Annotated in this window: 15 protein-coding genes and 1 pseudogene; 13 read left to right on the plus strand and 3 right to left on the minus strand. The window is 56.7% G+C overall.

Features of this window, described 5'->3' with window-relative positions; all coding sequences use genetic code 11:
* Positions 1-27: 27 nt before the first annotated feature.
* From ASR47_RS12655 to ASR47_RS12665, 3 genes are read right to left on the minus strand one after another with little or no spacing between them, the layout of a single operon-like run.
* Positions 28-957, minus strand: a complete 930-nt coding sequence (locus ASR47_RS12655) for an ABC transporter permease (protein ID WP_065308133.1) — start codon at positions 955-957, stop codon at positions 28-30.
* A complete protein-coding gene (locus ASR47_RS12660) occupies positions 957-2,033 on the minus strand; it encodes an ABC transporter permease (RefSeq protein ID WP_065308134.1) in 1,077 nt (358 codons plus the stop codon). Before ASR47_RS12660 ends, ASR47_RS12655 begins: the two co-directional genes overlap by 1 nt.
* Positions 2,026-3,546 (minus strand): ABC transporter ATP-binding protein, encoded by a 1,521-nt coding sequence (locus ASR47_RS12665; RefSeq protein ID WP_065308135.1) that lies wholly within the window; start codon positions 3,544-3,546, stop codon positions 2,026-2,028. Before ASR47_RS12665 ends, ASR47_RS12660 begins: the two co-directional genes overlap by 8 nt.
* Positions 3,547-3,964: 418 nt before the next feature.
* On the opposite strand from ASR47_RS12665, the gene ASR47_RS12670 reads away from it, so the two are divergent.
* From ASR47_RS12670 to ASR47_RS27025, 13 genes and pseudogenes are all read left to right on the plus strand, one after another.
* Positions 3,965-4,834 (plus strand): outer envelope protein, encoded by an 870-nt coding sequence (locus ASR47_RS12670; RefSeq protein WP_425402733.1) that lies wholly within the window; start codon positions 3,965-3,967, stop codon positions 4,832-4,834.
* A 77-nt stretch (positions 4,835-4,911) separates the two neighbouring features.
* Positions 4,912-6,735: a type VI secretion system baseplate subunit TssF gene (gene tssF / locus ASR47_RS12675; protein ID WP_065308136.1), complete on the plus strand. Its 1,824-nt coding sequence runs from the start codon at positions 4,912-4,914 to the stop codon at positions 6,733-6,735.
* On the plus strand, positions 6,699-7,739 hold the full coding sequence (tssG, locus tag ASR47_RS12680; RefSeq protein ID WP_082988892.1) for a type VI secretion system baseplate subunit TssG: 1,041 nt from the start codon (positions 6,699-6,701) through the stop codon (positions 7,737-7,739). The genes tssF and tssG overlap by 37 nt, the downstream gene beginning before the upstream one ends.
* Positions 7,740-7,823: 84 nt before the next feature.
* Positions 7,824-9,977, plus strand: a complete 2,154-nt coding sequence (locus tag ASR47_RS12685) for a type VI secretion system Vgr family protein (RefSeq protein WP_065308137.1) — start codon at positions 7,824-7,826, stop codon at positions 9,975-9,977.
* Between the two features lie 2 nt (positions 9,978-9,979).
* The gene (locus ASR47_RS12690) at positions 9,980-11,263 is read left to right on the plus strand and encodes a DUF2169 family type VI secretion system accessory protein (protein WP_065308138.1); all 1,284 of its coding nucleotides are present in this window, start codon (positions 9,980-9,982) and stop codon (positions 11,261-11,263) included.
* A pseudogene (locus ASR47_RS28350) lies at positions 11,253-11,603 on the plus strand (PAAR-like domain-containing protein); the annotation flags it as partial. The gene ASR47_RS12690 and the pseudogene ASR47_RS28350, both read left to right, overlap by 11 nt.
* A gap of 303 nt (positions 11,604-11,906) precedes the next feature.
* The gene (locus tag ASR47_RS12695; protein ID WP_245714339.1) at positions 11,907-16,223 is read left to right on the plus strand and encodes a glycohydrolase toxin TNT-related protein; all 4,317 of its coding nucleotides are present in this window, start codon (positions 11,907-11,909) and stop codon (positions 16,221-16,223) included.
* 6 nt (positions 16,224-16,229) lie between these two features.
* The gene (locus tag ASR47_RS27005; RefSeq protein ID WP_150127785.1) at positions 16,230-16,451 is read left to right on the plus strand and encodes a hypothetical protein; all 222 of its coding nucleotides are present in this window, start codon (positions 16,230-16,232) and stop codon (positions 16,449-16,451) included.
* 393 nt (positions 16,452-16,844) lie between these two features.
* Entirely contained in the window at positions 16,845-17,285 is a 441-nt protein-coding gene (locus tag ASR47_RS27010) for a hypothetical protein (RefSeq protein WP_150127786.1), read from the plus strand.
* Positions 17,286-17,555: 270 nt separating this feature from the next.
* Positions 17,556-17,987 (plus strand): hypothetical protein, encoded by a 432-nt coding sequence (locus ASR47_RS27015; RefSeq protein ID WP_150127787.1) that lies wholly within the window; start codon positions 17,556-17,558, stop codon positions 17,985-17,987.
* A gap of 488 nt (positions 17,988-18,475) precedes the next feature.
* A complete protein-coding gene (locus ASR47_RS27020) occupies positions 18,476-18,898 on the plus strand; it encodes a hypothetical protein (protein WP_150127788.1) in 423 nt (140 codons plus the stop codon).
* Between the two features lie 305 nt (positions 18,899-19,203).
* Entirely contained in the window at positions 19,204-19,533 is a 330-nt protein-coding gene (locus ASR47_RS12700; protein ID WP_065308140.1) for a hypothetical protein, read from the plus strand.
* A 127-nt stretch (positions 19,534-19,660) separates the two neighbouring features.
* Positions 19,661-20,149 carry a hypothetical protein gene (locus ASR47_RS27025; RefSeq protein ID WP_150127789.1) on the plus strand — a complete coding sequence of 163 codons (489 nt, stop codon included), beginning with the start codon at positions 19,661-19,663 and terminating at the stop codon, positions 20,147-20,149.
* Positions 20,150-20,218 lie beyond the last annotated feature (69 nt).

Raw genomic sequence — 20,218 nt, forward strand, 5'->3', positions numbered from 1 at the left:
TGGACATGAGTTCCTTGTGGTGAGTGATTAATTTCCTGGATTGAAGTTTTTTCCCAGCGAGGCCGGCATATTCAACTTGATATAGTTGGCGTTGCTCGATATCAGCACCAGCACCACGATCGCCGCCAGGTAGGGCAGCATCGACAGCAGCTGCGACGCCACCGGCACGCCGATGGCCTGGGCATGAAAGGTCAGGATCGTGATGCCGCCAAACAGGTAGGCGCCGCCAACCACGCGCGCCGGACGCCAGGTGGCAAAGGTGGTCAGGGCCAGCGCGATCCAGCCGCGTCCGGCCACCATGCCTTCGACCCACAGCGGCGTGTACACCAGCGACAGGAAGGCGCCGGCCAGGCCGCAGCAGGCGCCGCCGAACAGCACGGCGGCCAGGCGGATGCGGCGCACCGGGTAGCCGAGCGCATGGGCGGAAGCGGGCGACTCGCCCACCGCGCGCAGCACCAGGCCGGCGCGCGTACGGTACAAGAACCAGGCAATCGCCACGCACAGCAGCAGCGCCAGATACACCATCGGATGCTGGCGGAACAGGGCCGGCCCGACAAACGGCAGATTTTCCAGATACGGGATGCCGAAGCGGCCGTTCTGCAGGCTGTGCGCCACGTAGTTCAGGCCGATATAGGTCGAGGCGCCGGCGCCGAACAGCGACAGGGCAAGACCGGTCGCATATTGATTGGTGCCGAGCCAGACCGTCAGCCAGGCGAAAAAGCCCGACAGCGCCATGCTGGCCGCCGCGCCTGCGAGAAAGCCCAGCGTGACGCTGCCGGTATTGACGGCCACGGCAAAGCCGGTAATGGCGGACACCAGCATCATGCCTTCGGCGCCCAGGTTGACCACGCCCGCTTTTTCATTGACCAGCAAACCGAGCGCGGCCAGCATCAGCGGCGTGCCGGCATTGATGCTGGCGGCGATCAAGGGCGCCAGGGTGAGAGCCAGGTTGTCCATTATTTTCTCCAGCGCAGTTTGTATTGAATCAGCACGTCACAGGCCAGCAAGGCGAACAGCAAGATGCCCTGGAACACGCCGGTAATCGCGCTCGGCAAGCCCAGGCGTGACTGCGCCAGTTCGCCGCCGATATAGAACAGCGCCATGACAAAGCTGGAAAAGAGTACGCCCACCGGATGCAGGCGGCCGACAAAGGCGACGATAATGGCCGCAAAACCATAGCCGGGCGAGACCGTGGGTGTCAGTTGCCCCATCGGCCCCAGCACTTCGCACACGCCGGCCAGGCCGGATAAAGCGCCGCAGATCAGCATCGACGACCACAAGGCCTTGCGCGAGGAAAAACCCGCATAGCGCGCTGCAGCCGGCGCCATGCCGCCGACCCGCAGGCGAAAGCCCGAGATACTTTTCGACAGGAACAGCCAGCCGCCCAGGGAGGCCAGCAAGGCGAACACGATGCCGATATGCAAGCGCGTGTCGGCCAGCACCATCGGCAGCAGCAAGCCATCCGACAACAGTTTCGACTGCGGAAAATTGAAGCCGTCCGGGTCGCGCAGCACGCCATACACCAGGTAACTGAGCAGCAATTGCGCGATATACACGAGCATCAATGACACCAGGATTTCGCTGGCGTTGTAGCGGTCGCGCAGCCAGGCCGTGATCGCCGCCCACGCCATGCCACCGGCCATGCCGGCCAGCAGCGACACGGCGATGATCGCCGCGCCAGGCGCACCGTCGCCAGTGTCCATATACAAAGCGGCCGCGCCGCCGCAGATGGCGCCCAGGGTCAGCTGCCCTTCGGCGCCGATATTGTAGACGTTGGCGCGAAAACACATGGCCAGGCCGACGGCGATCAGCAGCAGTGGCGCGACCTTGAGGCCCAGTTCCGACCAGCCATGCATATCGCGCAGCGGCTCGACAAAGAACACGGCCAGGCCGGCCAGCGGATCTTGCCCGAGGGCCACGAACAGCAGCGCGCCACAAATCACGGTCAGCAATACCGCCAATACGGGCGACAGCCACGACATCAGCCGCGATGGCGCCGGGCGCGCTTCCAGCCAGGGACCGAACTTACGCATGGGCCGCCTCCTGCGCCTGCGGCCACAAGCCACTCATCCATTCCCCGAGCAGGGTCACGCTGGCCTCCTTGACGTCCAGCGAAGGCGACAATTTCCCTTTCGCCATGACGTGCAAACGGTCACTGATTTCAAACAATTCGTCGAGCTCCTCGGACACCACCAGTATGGCGCAGCCAGCGTCGCGCAGCGCCAGCAATTCGGCGCGGATCTGCGCGGCCGCGCCCACATCCACGCCCCAGGTCGGCTGCGCCACCACCAGCACCGTGGGCTGGCGCATGACTTCGCGCCCGACGATATATTTTTGCAAATTACCACCCGACAGGCTGCGCGCCAGCGCCTGCGGCCCACCCGCTTTCACCTGGAAGCGGGCGATGATGTCGGCTGCGCGCTGCACGATGGCGTGGCGGCGCAAAAAGCCGTGGCGTATCGTGGCCGGCGTCTGCAAACTCAGCACGACATTGTCAGCCAGCGACATGTCGGGCACGGCCCCGCGCCCCAGCCGCTCTTCCGGCACGAAGCCGAAACCGAGCGCGCGGCGCCGGCCCGGCGGCAGGCGCCCCGCGGCCACCTCGCCCAGCTGTATCGATGCCGGCGCGGCGCGCATGTCCTCGCCCGACAATGCCGCCAGCAATTCCTGCTGGCCATTGCCGGACACGCCGGCAATGCCGACGATCTCGCCGGCGCGCAAAGCAAAACTGACATCGCGCAGTTCGGTGGCAAACGGGTGGCTTTTCGGCAAATCGAGCTGGTTGACGCTCAGCATGGCCGCGCCGGGCGTGCGCGCCTGGCGCGTGACGGCTGGCGGTTCGGCGCCGATCATCATGCGCGACAGGCTGGCCGAGGTCTCCTGCGACGGGTCGCACACGCCGGCGTTCTTGCCGGCGCGCACCACCGTGCAGGTATGGCACAGCGCGCGGATTTCATCAAGCTTGTGGCTGATGTACAAAATGCTGCAGCCCTGCGCGGCCAGCAGGCGCAAGGTGTCGAACAGTTTGTCGACGGCGGCGGGCGTGAGTACCGAAGTGGGCTCGTCGAGTATCAATAGTTGCGGCCGGGCCAGCAGCGCGCGCACGATTTCCACGCGCTGGCATTCGCCGACCGACAGCGTATGCACATGGCGCTGCGGTTCGAGTTCCAGGCCGTAAGCGCACGCCGTTTCCTCGATGCGCAGCGCCAGTTGCTTCAAATCGGTATCGGCAGGCAAGCCGAGCGCGATATTTTCCGTCACCGTCAGCGTGTCGAACAGCGAAAAATGCTGGAACACCATGGCGATGCCGAGCGCGCGCGCGGCCGAGGGGTTGGCGATATCGACCTCGCGGCCATTCCACACCACCTGGCCGCCATCGGGCTGCACGGCGCCGTAAATGATTTTCATCAAGGTCGATTTGCCGGCGCCATTTTCACCAAGCACGGCATGGATCTGCCCAGGCTCGACGGTGAGGTGGATGCCGTCGTTGGCCACCACGGACGGGTAGCGCTTGCTGATATTGATGAGTTCCAAACGTGCCGTCATCTGTGTTTTCTGCCTGCAGCAGGCGCTTGCAAATGTTGATCGGAGGCAGCGCACAAAGCCGGGGCTTGCTGCGCTGTTGCATCTATCGTATCGGCAACCGCTTGCCACAGGTGGAGAGCTTTGCGGGGCGCACTTGACGTTTCCACAAAAAAACAACACCGGTGCGCGGTTTTGAAAAAATATTGCCCCCTCTACCACAGCCTGTGGCCCCGGAGCACGCCGATAATGCGATCATTATATTCAAGAACTGATAGTGAGTATGCAAATAATGCATATCGCCAGCGCTGCCGCTTCTCGCATCATGGATTGAACAGAGCACATATCACCGGTATTGCGCCGCATCGTGCGCCCTACCGTCACCATGATCACGACCCGAAAAATAACAACCTTTTTTTAACATCGCTACCAGGAGTTCAAATTGCCTAAATTCACATCGTGTCTGTTGCCATGCCTGTGCCTTGCCACCACCTTCGGCCTGGCCACTACCGCGCACGCCGCCGAGTGGAGCGACACGGCGCTGAGCTGGCGCGCCGGCAATGATTATCGCGAGCCCTTCAACCCCGATGACATCAAGAAAAACATCTTTGCCATCACCCATGCCAGCGGCTACAAGTACGGCAGCAACTTCGTCAATCTCGACTTCCTGATGTCCGACAGCAAGGACCCTGGCGCCTTGGGCAAGACCTCGGGCGCGCAGGAGGCCTACCTGGTCTACCGCAACACCATCGATATCGGCAAGGTACGCGGCAGCGACATCAAGTTCGGTCCCGTGCGCGGCGTCGGCGTCACCCTCGGTTTCGACGTCAATACCAAGAACGACGTCGGCTACAACTCGCGCAAGCGCATGCTGGTGGCCGGCCCGACCCTGATGTGGGACGTGCCCGGTTTCTTCAACACCAGCCTGCTGCTGCTGCGCGAAAGCAACGCCCCGAGCGGCGCCTTCCCGCCGATCTCGCAGGTCACCGGCCGCTACACCTACAAGACACATGCCATGCTGGCCGGCGCCTGGGGCATACCACTGTCGCCGCTGTTCTCGTTCGAAGGCTTTTTCAACCTGATCGATTCCAAGGGCAAGGATGAAGTGGGCCGCAACACGGCGGTGGAAACCAATATCGACATGCAGGTGATGTTCGACGTGGGCGCGGCCATGGGCAACGCCAGGAATACCTTCCGCGTCGGCCTCGAATACCAGTACTGGAAAAACAAATTCGGCAACTCGGCCGCCACCACCGGCAACCAGGGCCAGACGGCCAAAACGCCGATGGTGCGCGCCGAATACCATTTCTAAGGTCATTGCCGTAAATCAATATCCACGATCGCACATGATGCCAGCATGGAACTTTCCAGCTGGCAAAGAAGGCGATCGTGGAACAGCTCCTGCCCTATTACGAACGCGAACTGGGCTTGTTTCGCCAGTACACGCGAGAATTCTCCAGCCGTTTCCCGCGTGCCGCCGGCCGCCTGCTGATCGCCGGCGAGGCCTGTGAAGATCCGCATGTCGAGCGCCTGGTACAGTCGTTTGCGCTGCTGACGGCGCGCATCGCCAAGCGCCTCGACGACGACTATCCGCAGTTCACCGAATCCCTGCTCGAAACGCTGTACCCGCATTATTTGCGTCCGTTCCCGTCGTGCTCGATCGCGCGCATCGTTGGCGACGGCGCCGCTGGCAAGGTCGCCACCATCGCGCGCGGCACGGTGCTGCGCTCGCCGCCGGTGCAGGGCGTGGCCTGCAAATTTTCCACCACGCAAGACGTGACGATTGCGCCGCTGGCCATCACCGCGCTGCGCTTTACGCCGATTATCGACGCCCCGCCCGGTTTGATGCTGCCGCAGGGCGCCAGCGCCCTGCTCAGCATCGTGTTTGCCAGCACCAGCGAGCAGTTCGATTTACAGCAAACAGGCCTGCGGCAGCTGCGCCTGTTTGCCGATGGCGAAGCTTCCTTGCGCGCGGCCCTGCTCGACGCGCTGTTCCTGCGCGGCGCCGGCGCCTATGTGGCGCTCGATGCGCACGGCCCCTGGCTGGCGGTCGACGGTGACGTCTTGCGGCCGGCCGGTTATACCGACCAGGAAGCGCTGATCCCGTGCTCGCCGCGCTCGCATCCGGCGCAGCGCCTGCTGAGCGAATATTTTGCATTTCCCGACAAATTCCATTTTATCGATATCGCCTGGCCGCTGCTGGCGGCATTGCTGCCCAAAAACACGCGCCAGTTCACTCTGCACTTGCCGCTCAAAAACCTGCGCAGCGACAGCCATGCGGCGCGCCTGCTGGCCGGCGTCCATGCCGGCAATCTGCTGCCCGGCTGCACGCCGGTGGTCAATCTGTTCGCCAAGCCGGGCGTGCCGATCCGCCTCACGCATACCGAAGCCGATGCGGCCCTGCTGGCCGACGCCACCCATGCCGCCAGCTACGACATCTACAGCATCGCCAGCGTCACCATGCTGCGCAAGGACGCGGCCGGCGAGCGGCTGAGCTCTTTCCTGCCCCTGCATGACGCCCGCAGCGGCGACCTGGGCCACTACTGGCTGGCGCGGCGCGACGAGACCGTGGCGGCCGTCAGCCCCGGCCATGAAGTACGGCTGACCCTGATCGATCCGCAGTTCTCGGCCGAATCAGCCGCGTTTGCCACCGTTTCGACCGAGCTGCTGTGCAGCAACCGCGACCTGCCCAGCCGCTTGCCCTACGGCTTGCCGGGTGGCGACCTGAAAGCCGAAGAAGTTCCTGACGGCATGCCGATCCGCTTCCTGCGCAAACCGACCACCAGCCACCGCTTCGATACGGGCAACAGCGCGCACTGGCGCCTGATCGCGCACCTGTCGCTGAATTACTCGGCCCTGACCCAGGCCGGCCTGGCGCCGTTCCAGAAAATGCTCAGCCTGTACGACCTGCCCCGTTCACCCGCCACGCAGCGGCTGATCGACGGCATCACCAGCCTGGAGCACGGCAGCACGCGCGACTGGATCGACACCGTGCCCTTCCCCACCCTGATGCCCGGCGTGGCGATACGCCTGGGTATCGACGAGCAGGCCTTTGTCGGCAGCAGCCTGCACGTCTTTGCCCAAGTACTGCAGCGCTATTTCGCCATGAACAGCCAGCTCAACTGCTTCAGCCGCCTGTCGCTGGTGTCGCAGCGCAGCGGCGAGGAACTCGTCCGATGCCCAGCCCGCTACGCCGACAGCACGCCAGCCTGATCCAGCAATTGCTGGACACGCCGCAGCGTTTCGACTGCTGCCAGGCGCTGCGCCTGCTGCTGGGCTGGCTGCAGGCGCACGGCGTGCCGCCAGCCGATGCGCTGGCCAGGTTTATTCGCTTCGACAACAGCATATCGATGGCGTTTCCGGCCGGCCAGATCGAATCGCTGTCGGCGGCCGGCCTGCATGACGCGCAAGCGTTGCTGCAAGCGCTGCTGTCCAGCGACGCGCCGAAGATCCACCTGACGCCCACCTTCATGGGCTTCCTGGGCATGCACGGCAGCCTGCCCAGCCATTATTCGGAACGGATCGCCGGCGAAGCCGATGCCGGTACGCGCGCCTTTCTCGACATGTTCTCCAGCCGCGCCGTGGCCCTGTTTTACCGGGCCTGGGAAAAATACCGCATCGAGCACGCCCCCGTGCACACCACCTTGCTGCCCTGCCTGCTGGCGCTGGCGGGCGCACCGCACGATGCCATCGGCGTGCCGGCCGACATCATCGGCCTGTACAGTGGCCTGCTGCAGCAACGCAATGTGTCGTCGCTGGTGATGGCGCGCATCCTCGGCGATCACTTCGGCGTGCCCTTCGACATCACGGAAAACACCGGCACGATGGAGCCGCTGGCGCCGCGCGAACAGACGGCGCTCGGTGGCGCCAACGCGGTACTGGGGCAGCGCGCCATGCTGGGCGATCGCTGCCATCGGCCGGACCTGGCGCTGCGCCTGCGCATCGGTTCCCTGAGCGCGGCGCAGCATGCCAGCTTTTTGCCGGGCGGCGCCGCCAGCGTGCGGCTGCAAGCCATGCTCAGGCTGTTCGGCCAGCCGCTATTGCACTACGACATAGTCCTGCTGCTGCACGCCGATGCGGTGCATGGCGTGACCTTGGGCGGCGCGCAGGCGGGCCTGGGCTGCGACAGCTTTCTCGGTCATTGCCAGCCCGGCGCGCACCGCGACGACATGCACTACCGCATGCACCTGATGGCCACGCTGGAGCTCGATACATGACACTTGCGTCCGCTCAAAACGGCTGTGCTTGCCATTGCTACAGTCGGCGCTCCGGCCCCCACACCCGTACATCAAGAGGCAAGCATGAACCTGTTCCAGGACGCGGCTGAACGCCTGACAGCCTTGCTCGGCGACATGCAGGGCGACCGATTGCTGCGGCTGCGCTTTCCACAAGGCGACGCGCCAGCCGGCGCCCTGCTGCTGGCCAATGCGCTCGAGGCCAGCGAAAGCCTGTCGCGCGATTTTTCCTATTTGGTGGAAGTGCTGTCCGATCACGCCTCCATCCCGCTGACTGCGCTGATGGGCAAGATGGTCAGCATCGAACTGGTGCGCGAAGACGGCAGCTTGCGCTACTTCAATGGCCATGTATTCGAGTTCCGCTTCCTGCGCACCGACGGCGGCTTCGCCTTTTACGAGATGGTGCTGGAACCCTGGCTCAGCCATTTGCGCCTGCGCCAAAACAACGTGGCCTTCCACGGCAAGACGGTGGCGGACCTGACGGAACTGGTCTTCAACGACTACCTGATGCGCGACTACAAGCTGGCCGCCGGCGGCCCCGACCCGCTCATCACGTACATCTGCCAGTACCGCGAAAGCGACCATAACCTGCTGCACCGCCACTGGGAGCAACTGGGCTGGCACTACCGCTATGAACACCGGCGCGACGGCCATACCCTGTGGCTGTCCGACGATACGACCGGCGGCCAGCCCATCGATGGCGAGATCAGCAGCATGCCCTTCCAGCACCAGGCCGGCAGCCTGGAAGACGATGGCGTGCACGACTGGAGCCCGGTGCGGCGCATGGCGCCCGGCAAGATGACGGTCGCCAGTTTCAATTTCAAGAACCCGCGCAGCGCCCGCGCCGGCGGCGACTCGCTGAACCGGCAAGGCGCCGTGCCGCAGCTGGAAGTATATGAAAATACCGGCAGCTACGGTTTCAAAAATATCGACGATGGCGAGCTGCTGGCCAAACGCCGCATGGAGGAGATCGACGCCCAAGGCCAAATGTACCTGGCGCAAGGCAACGACCGCACGGCCCAGCCTGGCCGCTGGTTCACCCTCAGCGGCCATTTCGATGGCGGCGCCGGCAAGGCGGCCACCGAATACCTGATCGTTTCCGTGCACCATCACGCCAGCAATAACTACCAGCAGGGCCGCAACGCCACCTCGCACTACAGCAACAGTTTTACCTGCCTGCCGCGCGACACGCCATGGCGCCCGGGCCGCCATTTCCACAGCCATGAAGTGCGCATGGCCGGTGTGCAAACGGCCACCGTGGTCGGCCCGCCCGGCGAGGAAATCCATACCGATGGCTATGGCCGGGTCAAGGTGCAATTCCACTGGGACCGCCTGGGCAGCTTCGACGACAAGAGTTCGCCGTGGATACGGGTCGTCTCGAGCTGGGCCGGCGCCAACTTCGGCCACATCAGCCTGCCCCGGGTCGGCATGGAAGTGGTGGTGCAGTTTTTGGACGGCAACGTCTCCATGCCGATCATCATCGGCTGCGTCTACAACGCCCGCAATATGCCGCCTTGGGACTTGCCCGCCAACAAAACCCAGAGCGGCATGCTGAGCCGCTCGTCAAAAAGCGGCACTTCCTCGCATGCCAACGCACTGCGCTTCGAGGACCGCAAAGGCGCGGAAGAACTCTGGCTGCACGCCGAAAAAGACCAGCGCATCGAAGTCGAACACGACGAATCGCACTGGGTCGGCAACGACCGCCGCAAGAGCGTCGAGCGCGATGAAACCGTGCAGGTCAAGCGCGACCGGACCGAGACGGTGGGACGGGATGAGACGATTACGGTGCATAACAACCGCAAGGAAAAAGTCGACCGCGACGAGCATATCGACATCGGCCGCAACCGCCGCGAACAGGTGCACGGCAATGAGCAGGTGCAGATCGACGGCTTCCGCTCGGAGCGGGTCAAGCTGGCCAAGGAAGAAACCATCGGCCTGGCCAAGACATTGAGCATCGGCGCGGCCTACCAGACGACGGTACTGGGCGCCATGAATACCACGGTGGCGCTGGCGCAAACGGAACAGGTGGGGCTGGCAAAAAGCGTGGACGTGGGGTCTGCCAGCACGCTGACCGCCGGCGTATCGCATACCGTCACCGTCGGCACCTCGACCATTACGATTACGGCCGGGCGCATCGAACTGGCCGCCGACGAAATCATCATCCGTGGCCGCAGCAAGGTGCAACTGCACGGAGACGATATCGACAACAACCCGGGCTGACCATGAGCGCACCGGGCACGCCGCATTTCAATCTTCCCAATCTGGTATTCGACAATCGCACGGCGCATGCGGCCAGTCAGTTCGACATGGTCGACCAGTTTGGCGAAGGCTTCCACGTGGTGGTGGCGCGCATGGCCTACACGCTGGGGCCTTGCGGCGCCGATGGCGTGGCCACCCTGCAGCCCTTCTCCCTGCCCGCGCCGCTGCTGACCGAAGATCGTCATCTGAATGGCGACACCGAGGCCGGCACTGTGCAGGAAAGCGATTTTGCGCCGTACAAGCCGCACTGCGACGTGATCGTCAATGGCGCGGCCCATGCGCCGCTGGGCCTGGCGATGGAACAGTTCGCCGTCAACCTCCGGCTGGCGGCGGCCGGAAAAGCGGTGATCGACAAGACCTTGAGCGTGTGCGGCGAACGCGTTTTTCGCAAGAAAGCGGTACTCAAGCGCCTGGCGCAAGGCTGTGCCCGCGCCGCCACCCTGGGCTTGCTGCGCCCGAATCCCTGGCGCTTGAGCACACCGGAAAAATTCGTGCAGTTGCCGCTGCACTATGCGTTTGCCGCTGGCGGCCAATGCCGGCTCGATACCAGGGACGGCAAGCAGCACGAGTCTTGTGACACCAATCCGCTGGGACGCGGCTTTGCGCGGCACTGGTACCTGGAGGCGCAACAGCTCACCACGGTACTGGCGCCACGGATTTGCTATCCGCAACAACCGTACACCTCCGAACAATTCTGGCAAGGCGCGGCCGGCAAGGACCTGCCGCCGCCGGCCGGGCTGGCGCCGATTGGCCGTGGCTGGCTGCCGCGCCGCACCTTGGCCGGCAGCATCAGGGAAAAAGTGCAATGGGACCAGGACGAGGTACCCATGCTGCCGGAAGACTTCGATTTCGCCTACTGGAACTGCGCGCCGGCCGACCAGCAATGCACGCACCTGGCCGGGCTGGAGCAATTTACACTCACCAATCTGTGCCGTCATGACCATCCATCCGCCCGCGCCGACCGCATCGGCAATACCGTGCTGCGCTTTACCTTGCCGCAACAAGTGCTGTTCCTGCTGCTGGCCGACGCGCACGACCAGTTGCTGGTACTGCGCCTGAAGATCGATACAGTGCTGATCGATACCGATGCGGGCACCGTGGAACTGGTGTGGCGCGCCCTTGTGCCGGCCGATGCTGGCCAGGTGGCGGCGCGCCTGATGCATGTGAGCGAGCCCGAGCAGATCGCCAGGGTCGCGCTGCTGGAGCAAGCCCAGGAAGCGCTGGCCGAGGATGCCCATGACGAATGAAACCGTCACCAAGTCGGCGCGCTTCTATTGCGTCAGCCTGACACCAGATATTTGCAGGACTCCGGTCGGCTCCAGCACGCCACCGTTGCCCTACTCCATCGTCGGTGAATTTTCTGCCGCACAAAATGCCTCGCCCAATGTCAAGTCGCACAGCGAACCGGTAATCCTGCACCAGCGTAGCACCATTCCCGGCGTCACCGGCGACGCACCCGGCAAGGCCGGCGGCATCAAGAGCGGCACAGTGGGCAAGCAGGTCGACACCAAGGTGGCCAGTCCCATCCACCACGCCAACGGCGCCGACCTGGTGCAGGTGGGACGCGAAGTGTGGATGAATGCACGCAATACGGTGGGCAAGATTTATGAGCGGGGTGGGGAGGTGGCGAGGCCGGTATTGACCGCCTTGGGCCAGAAGGTGCAAGAGCTGGCGCAAGACTACAAAGACCATGGCTCGAAAAAAATGCACGGCGCGGCAGACGACATGGTGGAGGTGGGCGGCACCGTCCTGACCGGCAGCGCAGTGGTGGGCGTGGCAGGCGCGGCGGTGGCGGCAACCGGTGTCGGACTGCCAGCCGCCGCTGCAATGGAAACGGCGGCGGCCACCGGCGCGGTCGTCGGTGGCGCAACGGTCGCTGGCGGCACCGCCGTGGAGGCATCGGCCGCGGTGCTGGACCAGGCGGCTGACTATGTCTTGACCGGCAAGACGCCGGACGTGGTCGATACACTGGCAACCATCGGCGCTAATGCGGCAGATGCGCTGCTGCAAAACGTTGTGTTGAGCAAAATCCCAGGCAGCAAGCTGCTGGGTAAATTCCTGGGCAAAAAACTGGCGCCGTCGATCAAGAAAATCAAGGACAAGCTGGCAGGTAAAAAACCGGTCAAGGAGCCGCCCAAGCTCGACAAGCCCCCACCAAAAAACGGCGGCGACGACGGCAAAAGCCGTGGCAAGAAAGAGCCCAAATCCGAGGCGCCGTCCGATTGCTGTCCGAAAAATAGCGGCCCGGGCAACAAGCCGGCCAAGAGCCGCAAGCCGGTGCATTTCGGCACCGGCCAGGAAATCCTGTACCAGACCGATTTTGCGCTGGAAGGCGCGATTCCCATCGTCTGGACCCGCTGCTACCGCTCGGGCGCCGAATCCGAAGATCAGGGCGTGCTGGGGGCGCGCTGGGCCACGCCCTACACCACCGCCTTGTCCGTATGCGAAGCCGGCATCGTCTACCACGACGACAGCGGCCGCGCCCTGCGCCTGCCTTCCCTGGGGATCGGCCAGCAATACGATCACCGCAAGGAAGGTTATATCGTGTCGCGCGACGGCGCCGATACATTTACCGTGCTGTGGCGCGATGGCAGCCGCGACCGCTACGCGCGCAGCGCCGGCGGATTGCTGCCGCATGGCTACGATGGCGTCAACGCCATGCTGGCGCCAGCGGCACCGGCCGCAACAGAACGCTACGAGCTGGTGCGCAGCGAAGGGCGCGACGGCCGTGGCGTCACCATCGAACGCTTTCTTGACGCCAAGGCAGGCGCCGTGTTGTTGCGCCTGTGCAGCGATGACGAAGTCATTGTCGAGGCCATGCGTGTGGACGACAGCATGCCGGCCCGTATCGGCAGCATCGAGGAAGTGCTGCGTGACGGCAGCCGCGTCTGCCATGCGCGCTACCGCTATACCGCCGATGCCGGCACAGGCGAAGCGGCAAGGCGTTTCGATCTGGCCAGCCAGGAAAATGCCCTTGGCGACGCCCGCCACTACACTTATCGCCACCATCTGCTGACCGCCTGCAGCAGCTATGCGGGCTTTGCCTACGCGCTGGAATGGATCAGCCTGGACGCCCTGCGCGCACGCTGGAGCGGCAGCCACTTGAGCGACAGTGAGCTGCTGGAAGCGTATCCGATTACCGTGAACAACAGCTACCAGGCCCGCGCCACCGCCACGCGGGCCGCCGATGGCAGTGAGCTTACGCAAATTGCTTACCTCGATAACGACACCAGCCGCGTCACGGAAAACGGCAGCACGCGCGACTATGTATTTGACGCCAACTGGCTGATCACCGAAGTGCGCCGCGTCGACCATGGCCAATCGGTGCCGCTGGGCCGGCGCGAGTGGGACCGCGACGGCATGCTGCTGGCCGACATCGACGCCAACGGCGCGGCCACGCGCTATGCCTACGACGCTTTTGGCAACCTGGTCAGCAGCACCGACGCACTAGGCAATCGCAGCACGATCGCCTACGACGAGAGCAATCAGCCGGTACGCTTTACCGATGCCTTGGGCAATATCACCCGGCGCGAATACGACGATACAGGCCGCCCCGTCAGCATTAGCGATGCACTGGGCCACGTCACGCAATACCGTTACAACCAGCGCGGCCAGGTCAGCGAACTGATCGATGCAAAAGGCGGCAGCAAGCAGTTCCGCTACAACCGGCAAGGCTTGCTGACAAGCTATACCGACTGCTCGGGCCATACCAGCGACTACGCCTACGACAAGCAAGGTCGGCTGATCTCCACGCATGACGCGATGGGCCACGCCACCACCTATGACTATGACGCCCTGGGCCGATTGATACGGCTGGCGTCACCCGGCGGCGCATCCGAGCAATACCGCTACGACGCCGACGGCAACCTGGTGCTGCACACGGACGCCGCCGGCCACCAGACGCGCTACCGCTACAACGGCCAGGGCCTGCCCATCGAACGCACGGACGCCATTGGCCAGGCCCTGCGCTACCGTTATGACGACGCGCTGCAACTGACCGAATTGATCAACGCCAAGGGAGAAAGCTACCGATTGAGCTACCACGCCGAAGGCTGGCTGGAAGCGGAGACCGGTTTCGATGGCAAGCGCACCGACTACAGTTATGACCGCGCCGGCAACCTGACGGCCTTTCAAAGCGGAGCGCAGCGCACGGAACTGTTGCGCGATGCGCTGGGCCTGCTCCAGGCAAAAACCACGGCCGATGGCGTGGTGCGCTACGCCTACGATGCGCTCGGCCGCCTGGTCGCCGTGTCTTCGCCGCAGGCGGAGCAGCGCTTTTTTCACGATGCGCTGGGCCAGCTGACCGAGGAACGCAGCGCGTATTACCTGCAATCGCCGCCCGACACCGGCAGGCTGCCCAACGCCCCGCGCACGCCGGACGCCAGCTTTGTCATGACGCACGCGTATGACGAGCTGGGCAACCGTATCCAGACTGTGCTGCCGAACGGCCGCCGCGTCGACACGTTGCGCTACGGTTCCGGCCACTGGCACGGCGTGCTGTGGCAGGGCCAGACCGTGGTCGATGTCGAGCGCGACAGATTGCACCGCGAAAAGCAGCGCACCCTGGGCAACAGCGGCTTGGTCGCCACGCGCCAGTACGACGCGCAGTCACGGCTCACGCAAATGACCCTGGCGCGCGGCATGGACAACCCTTCCCCTTTGCGCGAGCGCCGCTTTCACTACGACGCATCGGGCAACCTGACCACCATCGCCCAGAGCGGCCAGACGGCCAACGGACCACTGGGCAACCTGCAGTACACCTACGACCCGCTAGGACAATTGCTGTCCGCCGTACAGCCTGGCCTGGTGGAACGCTTCGCCTTCGACCCCGCCGGCAATATGGTCGACGCCACCCCGGATACCAGCGCCCAGCTCCCCGCGATCACCGGCAACCTGCTGCGCACCTTCGGCGACTTCAGCTACGACTACGACGAACAGGGCAACACCACGCGCAAGCGCTTCCACCCTCCCGGCCGCGAATCGGCCTGGAGCGACCTGCAGCTGGAATACGACGCCGCAAACCGCATCAGCCACGCCACGCGCACGGAACGCCAGACGCGACACCGCGCCGAATACTTTTACGACGCCTTCAGCCGCCGCATCGCCAAACGCGTCGAGGTGGAGCAATGGGGCAATCAGCAGGATATTGCCACCGATCAGCCCGTACAAACCAGCAGCACCACGACGCTGTTTGTCTGGGATGGCGACACACTGGCGCAGGAACTTGGACAGGACGAGACGGTCACATATCTGTATGAGCCGGAGAGTTTTGTGCCGCTGGCGAGGATACACTCTGAAGGCAACGACACGAAGGAAGGTCAATCAATACATTTTTCGGATGTTAATGGCTGGGATTTACCGGATGTAAGGAAGTACTCTGATCAGCAGGTAGCTATCACACAAGCTGATGCAGAGAGGCTACATCGGTCGACGTGGAAGCAAGTTCAGGCGGATGCCAGCGTTTCGGCAAAACCCGATCGGATTGACTACTATAACTGTGATCACTTGGGAACACCGCGTGAGTTGACTGATCAGGTGGGGAATATAGTTTGGAGCGCGCGCTACAGAGCTTGGGGTCAAGTAATTGATTTTAGCGAAAAAGAACAATTTTTGCGATTCCAAGGACAGTATGAAGATAAAGAAAGTGGGTTATTCTACAATCGCTATCGATATTACGATTCTATTTTTGGACGATACGTTACACAAGATCCGATACGCCTAATAGGTGGGATAAATAATTATTTATATTCAAAAAATCCTACCGAAACAATAGATCCTTTAGGACTGGTATGCGGCAAGGCAAACCCATCGAAAGTTGATAAAGATAATAATGGAAAATTCAGAGATCAACACGGAAGATACGCCGCTGATCCAGGCTGGCCAGCAAATAGAGGATTCAATGATAGCCCTAATAAATTTTCTCTTTTGCCGATGACCACTATAGATAGATTTGGCCATCCTGGAGGAACATTTGTTTCCCCACAAGGGGTTCAGTTTTCACATAGAGCACTGCCGCAATCCTATCGAAATGGAAAACCATATCATGTATATGAGATATTAAAATCAATTCAAGTAGATGCTGGATTAGCGGCGCCTTGGTTTAATCAAAAAGGCTTAGGAATGCAATATGAACTACCACTTCCAGTATCTGATCTTATAAAAAATGGTTCCTTAATAGAAGTGTTTCCATGTGGCCCAATACCGTGAGAAAAAATGAAAATTTCCGAAATCAAAAAAGAATTAGAATTTCAATCAATTCCAGAATCAGCATACTCAATTAACAAAATAAAAGAAGAAAGCTTATGCATCTTAAAAAGAAGAAGATATTTTGAGATTTTTTACTATGAAAGGGGGATAGAGAACAATGCAATCGCCTTCAAAAAAGAAGAAGAAGCTTGTAATTATTTTTTTAATGAACTGAAATCTTGGTTTTAATTAATAACAAAATACCAAATAAAGAAAATTTTTTATGAAATTTATAAAATTTAAATAATGGTACCATATAAAAATGACGCACCAGATTACATATTTTTGATGCATCTTGGTAACACACGGCGGGCAGAACTTTGGGGAGGCGAAAAGTTCGCATCATAGACGCTAAGACCGATATTGTGCCCAATTTCGCGATTAATCAAACTTATGCACGACCGAGGCGTTTAGCATTGGAGCATTCTGCAGTTATACTAGAATAACATCATCGCAATCCCCCACTCTTAATTTTTTAAGTAAAATTAATTTCTTGGCACGGCGACACCTTACAAGAAAAGATTTTGCTCTTGGCTTGAAAGGCTACTCCACGAAAAACTACTACATTTTCAAGAAAATAAAATGAAAATAAACAAATACACTGGAGATTTGCAAATATACAGTAAAATTAAAATAAGCTGCAACACCTCAAAAACTGAGATTGAAAATCTAAAAAATTTGGAAAAATATGGAAATATAAATGGATACGAAACATATAGCATAAAAGAAATATTTTTTCTTGATTTGAAAATGAGAATAAATTTTAGATTTAAAGACAATTTTTTATTCAAACTTCAACTTATATGGACAGATGGCAAAGTTAATCTACTAGGTTATGACGCAAGCAATTTAGACTTATCAAATGAAAAAGAATATTTGAGCACCAAAATATCACATGCAATAAAAGAATTAGCTGAAGTCACCACAACCTACGAAGATTGCTTCTCGTTCTTGTGGGGATATATATTAGTTAAAGCTGACCAAAAATCACAATCCTGCTCTATAGAAATAATTTACAAATAAAATTTGATAATTTCATTTATGCATAAATTATATATATTTTAAAAAATAAATTCAAAATTAAATTAATAATGACACATACAGAAGGCGGAAACTGGTGACATCCAATCAACTCATTCCATAGATATATTGCCTCCTTACCTGACCAGAAGATGCAAAAAATAATTTTAAGAAATTGAGGAAAACCTGACTCGCAATGGAAAGAATTCTTAAAAAATGATAAGAACATCCTTTAATACAGAAAATGGGTATCTCCTACTGGATAGTATTGTGATGGCTCCAGTTAACGAATTTCAGTTTCTTAAGAATGCAAAAGAAAATAAAATTAAAATAGAAATTAATCAAACAAACACTTATGTGCACACCTTATCAACATGTGGAGAATTGAATGATTTTGAATTTGGCATAAATTTTACATTTGAAAATTCTTCAATAAAAAGTGTTTGGCTATCGTGGGATGGGGGGAATACAAAAAAATATGGATACAGCACCACAGAGAATCAATTGATAGCTGACAAAAATAGTCTGGCAAAATTACTTGCTAAAATATTCGATAGAGCCCCTGATGAGATAACAAAGACGTTTTCTGCATTTCACTTCCCATGGGGTGACATTTCAGCGTCAGCATCTCTTCAGTCAACCATCGCAGCAATTGGAATATCTTGGAATTGTGAAAACCATGCTATCAAAGAGAAATTAATTTAAAATAGAAATTATTTCATTTAGCAACTTGCATCAATTTCCAACTGAAAAATCAAAGTGACGAAATGCAAATTCTTGCTTATCCACATAAAAAATTTTTAGCAAATGTAAACTTGCAAATTGCAAAAGGAAATAACATCTACATTTATCTATCTGGCACATGGAACGCAAACTTAATAAGCCCAAAGATAATTCACTTACTGAATAATACGGAGTCACCGGAAACGAGCTGGAAGTTTATTTTTTGCTTTTTTATAAATCCAAATTTTTTCTGTGCTTGTTTTTACGCCACTTCAGAAAATTATAAAATAAACTATATTAATGAAAATAATAAAATAATAAAATTTCAAAAAAGTAGAAAAAATAAAAAAATATAATATAAAATAAAATAAAATAAATTTCTTTATATCCACTCAAAAAAATATCGAAAAATATCTTCGATAAATTTTAATTGGGCATAAAATGGCAGTATCTAGCAGAATTTAAAAATTATGGATACAAGTCGTGATTTTACATTTAAAGATGGATATTTTTCTGCGAAAGAATCAATCCTCATATTTAGAGGAATGAAAAGAAAAAATCTATACTCGACATCTCAGAATTGGGATGTATGGATTAGGCATGAGAATGATGAAATTGCCTATAGGGCCAGTTTTAAAATCAAAAAATCCACAATAATAATTATTTGTTTTTTTGAAGAAAATGACGGACCCATAAAATGCTGGGACTTTGGCCCTGCAAAAGGCATGAATGGCTTCCAGTCTGGACCTGAAGGAAAATATACAAGGAAATTGAGACGGTGGTTTCTAGATGAGTTTGGCATCATGCTGCCGCAAGCAGGGATTTGGGGAGAAATAGATGCTTTTCACGACCCACACAATCATACTACATCCGTTTTTTGCACCTATCAATAAAAAAAATATTAATTCTAACTTATTAATATTTCAGATATTGCAAAACAAATTTCGATTTTAAACATACCGCCAGATGCGTTCTCTATTGGAGATCCAATTCAGGATGAGAGTCTATGCATCAGAGAAAAAAATGGATCTTGTGAGGTTTTCTACCATGAACGAGGAATAAAAACAGAACTTCGTGTTTTGAAAGAAGAAGATGATGCTTGTGAAAATTTTCCATTCAGAATAAAAACTTGGAAGTTTCTATGAATTAAAATAACTATTTACGTTCACACTTGTTAACCAGAAATAAAATGAAATCCATGAAAAAATTTCATATTTTAAATTCCATCAATATGGGAATATTTTTCCTGAATTTTGACGAGGCAAAAAAATTCTACATTGATCATCTTGGATTTTTTGTCACGATGGATAGCATTATTCAGCTTGATTCAGGGACCAGCCGCCGACTAACGATGGCGCACGAGTACAACAAAAATTTCTCGATAGAGTTCATGCATCCTTCAAGCATTGAGCAGGTAAATCGCGTAGGTGCGAAAGGTGGGACCATCAATCTATTCACCTTGCCAACAAGAAACATTGACGACTCAAGGAACGGCTGGAAAAAACTGCTTTTTTTATCGATTATGTAGAGGCGCCCTACGCAAGTTTTTTAAACTTGGAAGATCCTATGGGGAACAATATTTGTCTGTACGAACCGTGTTGAAGCAATGCAATAATTACATGGAAATGCATCAATAAAAATTACGCATACTTAAAATGAAAAAATTTAAAATTCCAAGTTATGCTTTTGATTTTATCAATGGATTGTTGCGCATAAATAAAGATATTGCATTATCGAACAAAACCCCAGCAAACGATGTCACGCAGAGAATTATCAACGCATTCCTTATCAAACCCAGAACGCCTGGGCCTGAAATTTTTATTTTTGATATCAACGGATGGGTAGACGAGCATGTCGTTGAGATGATTACTTTAAAAGAAACCTTCTCAAAAATAGATTATGTCACGATATACTATTTTGAAAATAATTCTGTTGGAAACGGCATCAGTGAGTCATCGCTCGTCAAAAAAATTCAAAGACAGTGTGGTAGTCCCGGCAAAAAAAAAGGACTATCAGAAATAGCATTCCAATTCTCATGGGGAAGCATAATCGTACAGCATGATATAAAATTATCTTCCTCATGCATAATCTTGCAGTACAAAAAAATACCCCGAGGATCAACTCATCATGTCGAGAAAAAATGATACTACGAAACCCTTAGTCAACATCGATAAATCCATCGATGTACAGAAAAGGATAATAGAATTCATAAA

It is taken from the genome of Janthinobacterium psychrotolerans (assembly GCF_001677885.1).
Lineage (GTDB): Bacteria > Pseudomonadota > Gammaproteobacteria > Burkholderiales > Burkholderiaceae_D > Janthinobacterium > Janthinobacterium psychrotolerans.

Coding starts and splice junctions, on each gene's coding strand:
- ASR47_RS12655 (WP_065308133.1), bottom strand. CDS start 957: ATGGACAACCTGGCTCTCACCCTGGCGCCCTTGATCGCCGCCAGCATC.
- ASR47_RS12660 (WP_065308134.1), bottom strand. CDS start 2,033: ATGCGTAAGTTCGGTCCCTGGCTGGAAGCGCGCCCGGCGCCATCGCGG.
- ASR47_RS12665 (WP_065308135.1), bottom strand. CDS start 3,546: ATGACGGCACGTTTGGAACTCATCAATATCAGCAAGCGCTACCCGTCC.
- tssG (WP_082988892.1), top strand. CDS start 6,699: ATGCCCAGCCCGCTACGCCGACAGCACGCCAGCCTGATCCAGCAATTG.
- ASR47_RS12685 (WP_065308137.1), top strand. CDS start 7,824: ATGAACCTGTTCCAGGACGCGGCTGAACGCCTGACAGCCTTGCTCGGC.
- ASR47_RS12690 (WP_065308138.1), top strand. CDS start 9,980: ATGAGCGCACCGGGCACGCCGCATTTCAATCTTCCCAATCTGGTATTC.
- ASR47_RS27005 (WP_150127785.1), top strand. CDS start 16,230: ATGAAAATTTCCGAAATCAAAAAAGAATTAGAATTTCAATCAATTCCA.
- ASR47_RS27010 (WP_150127786.1), top strand. CDS start 16,845: ATGAAAATAAACAAATACACTGGAGATTTGCAAATATACAGTAAAATT.
- ASR47_RS27015 (WP_150127787.1), top strand. CDS start 17,556: ATGGCTCCAGTTAACGAATTTCAGTTTCTTAAGAATGCAAAAGAAAAT.
- ASR47_RS27020 (WP_150127788.1), top strand. CDS start 18,476: ATGGATACAAGTCGTGATTTTACATTTAAAGATGGATATTTTTCTGCG.
- ASR47_RS12700 (WP_065308140.1), top strand. CDS start 19,204: ATGAAAAAATTTCATATTTTAAATTCCATCAATATGGGAATATTTTTC.
- ASR47_RS27025 (WP_150127789.1), top strand. CDS start 19,661: ATGAAAAAATTTAAAATTCCAAGTTATGCTTTTGATTTTATCAATGGA.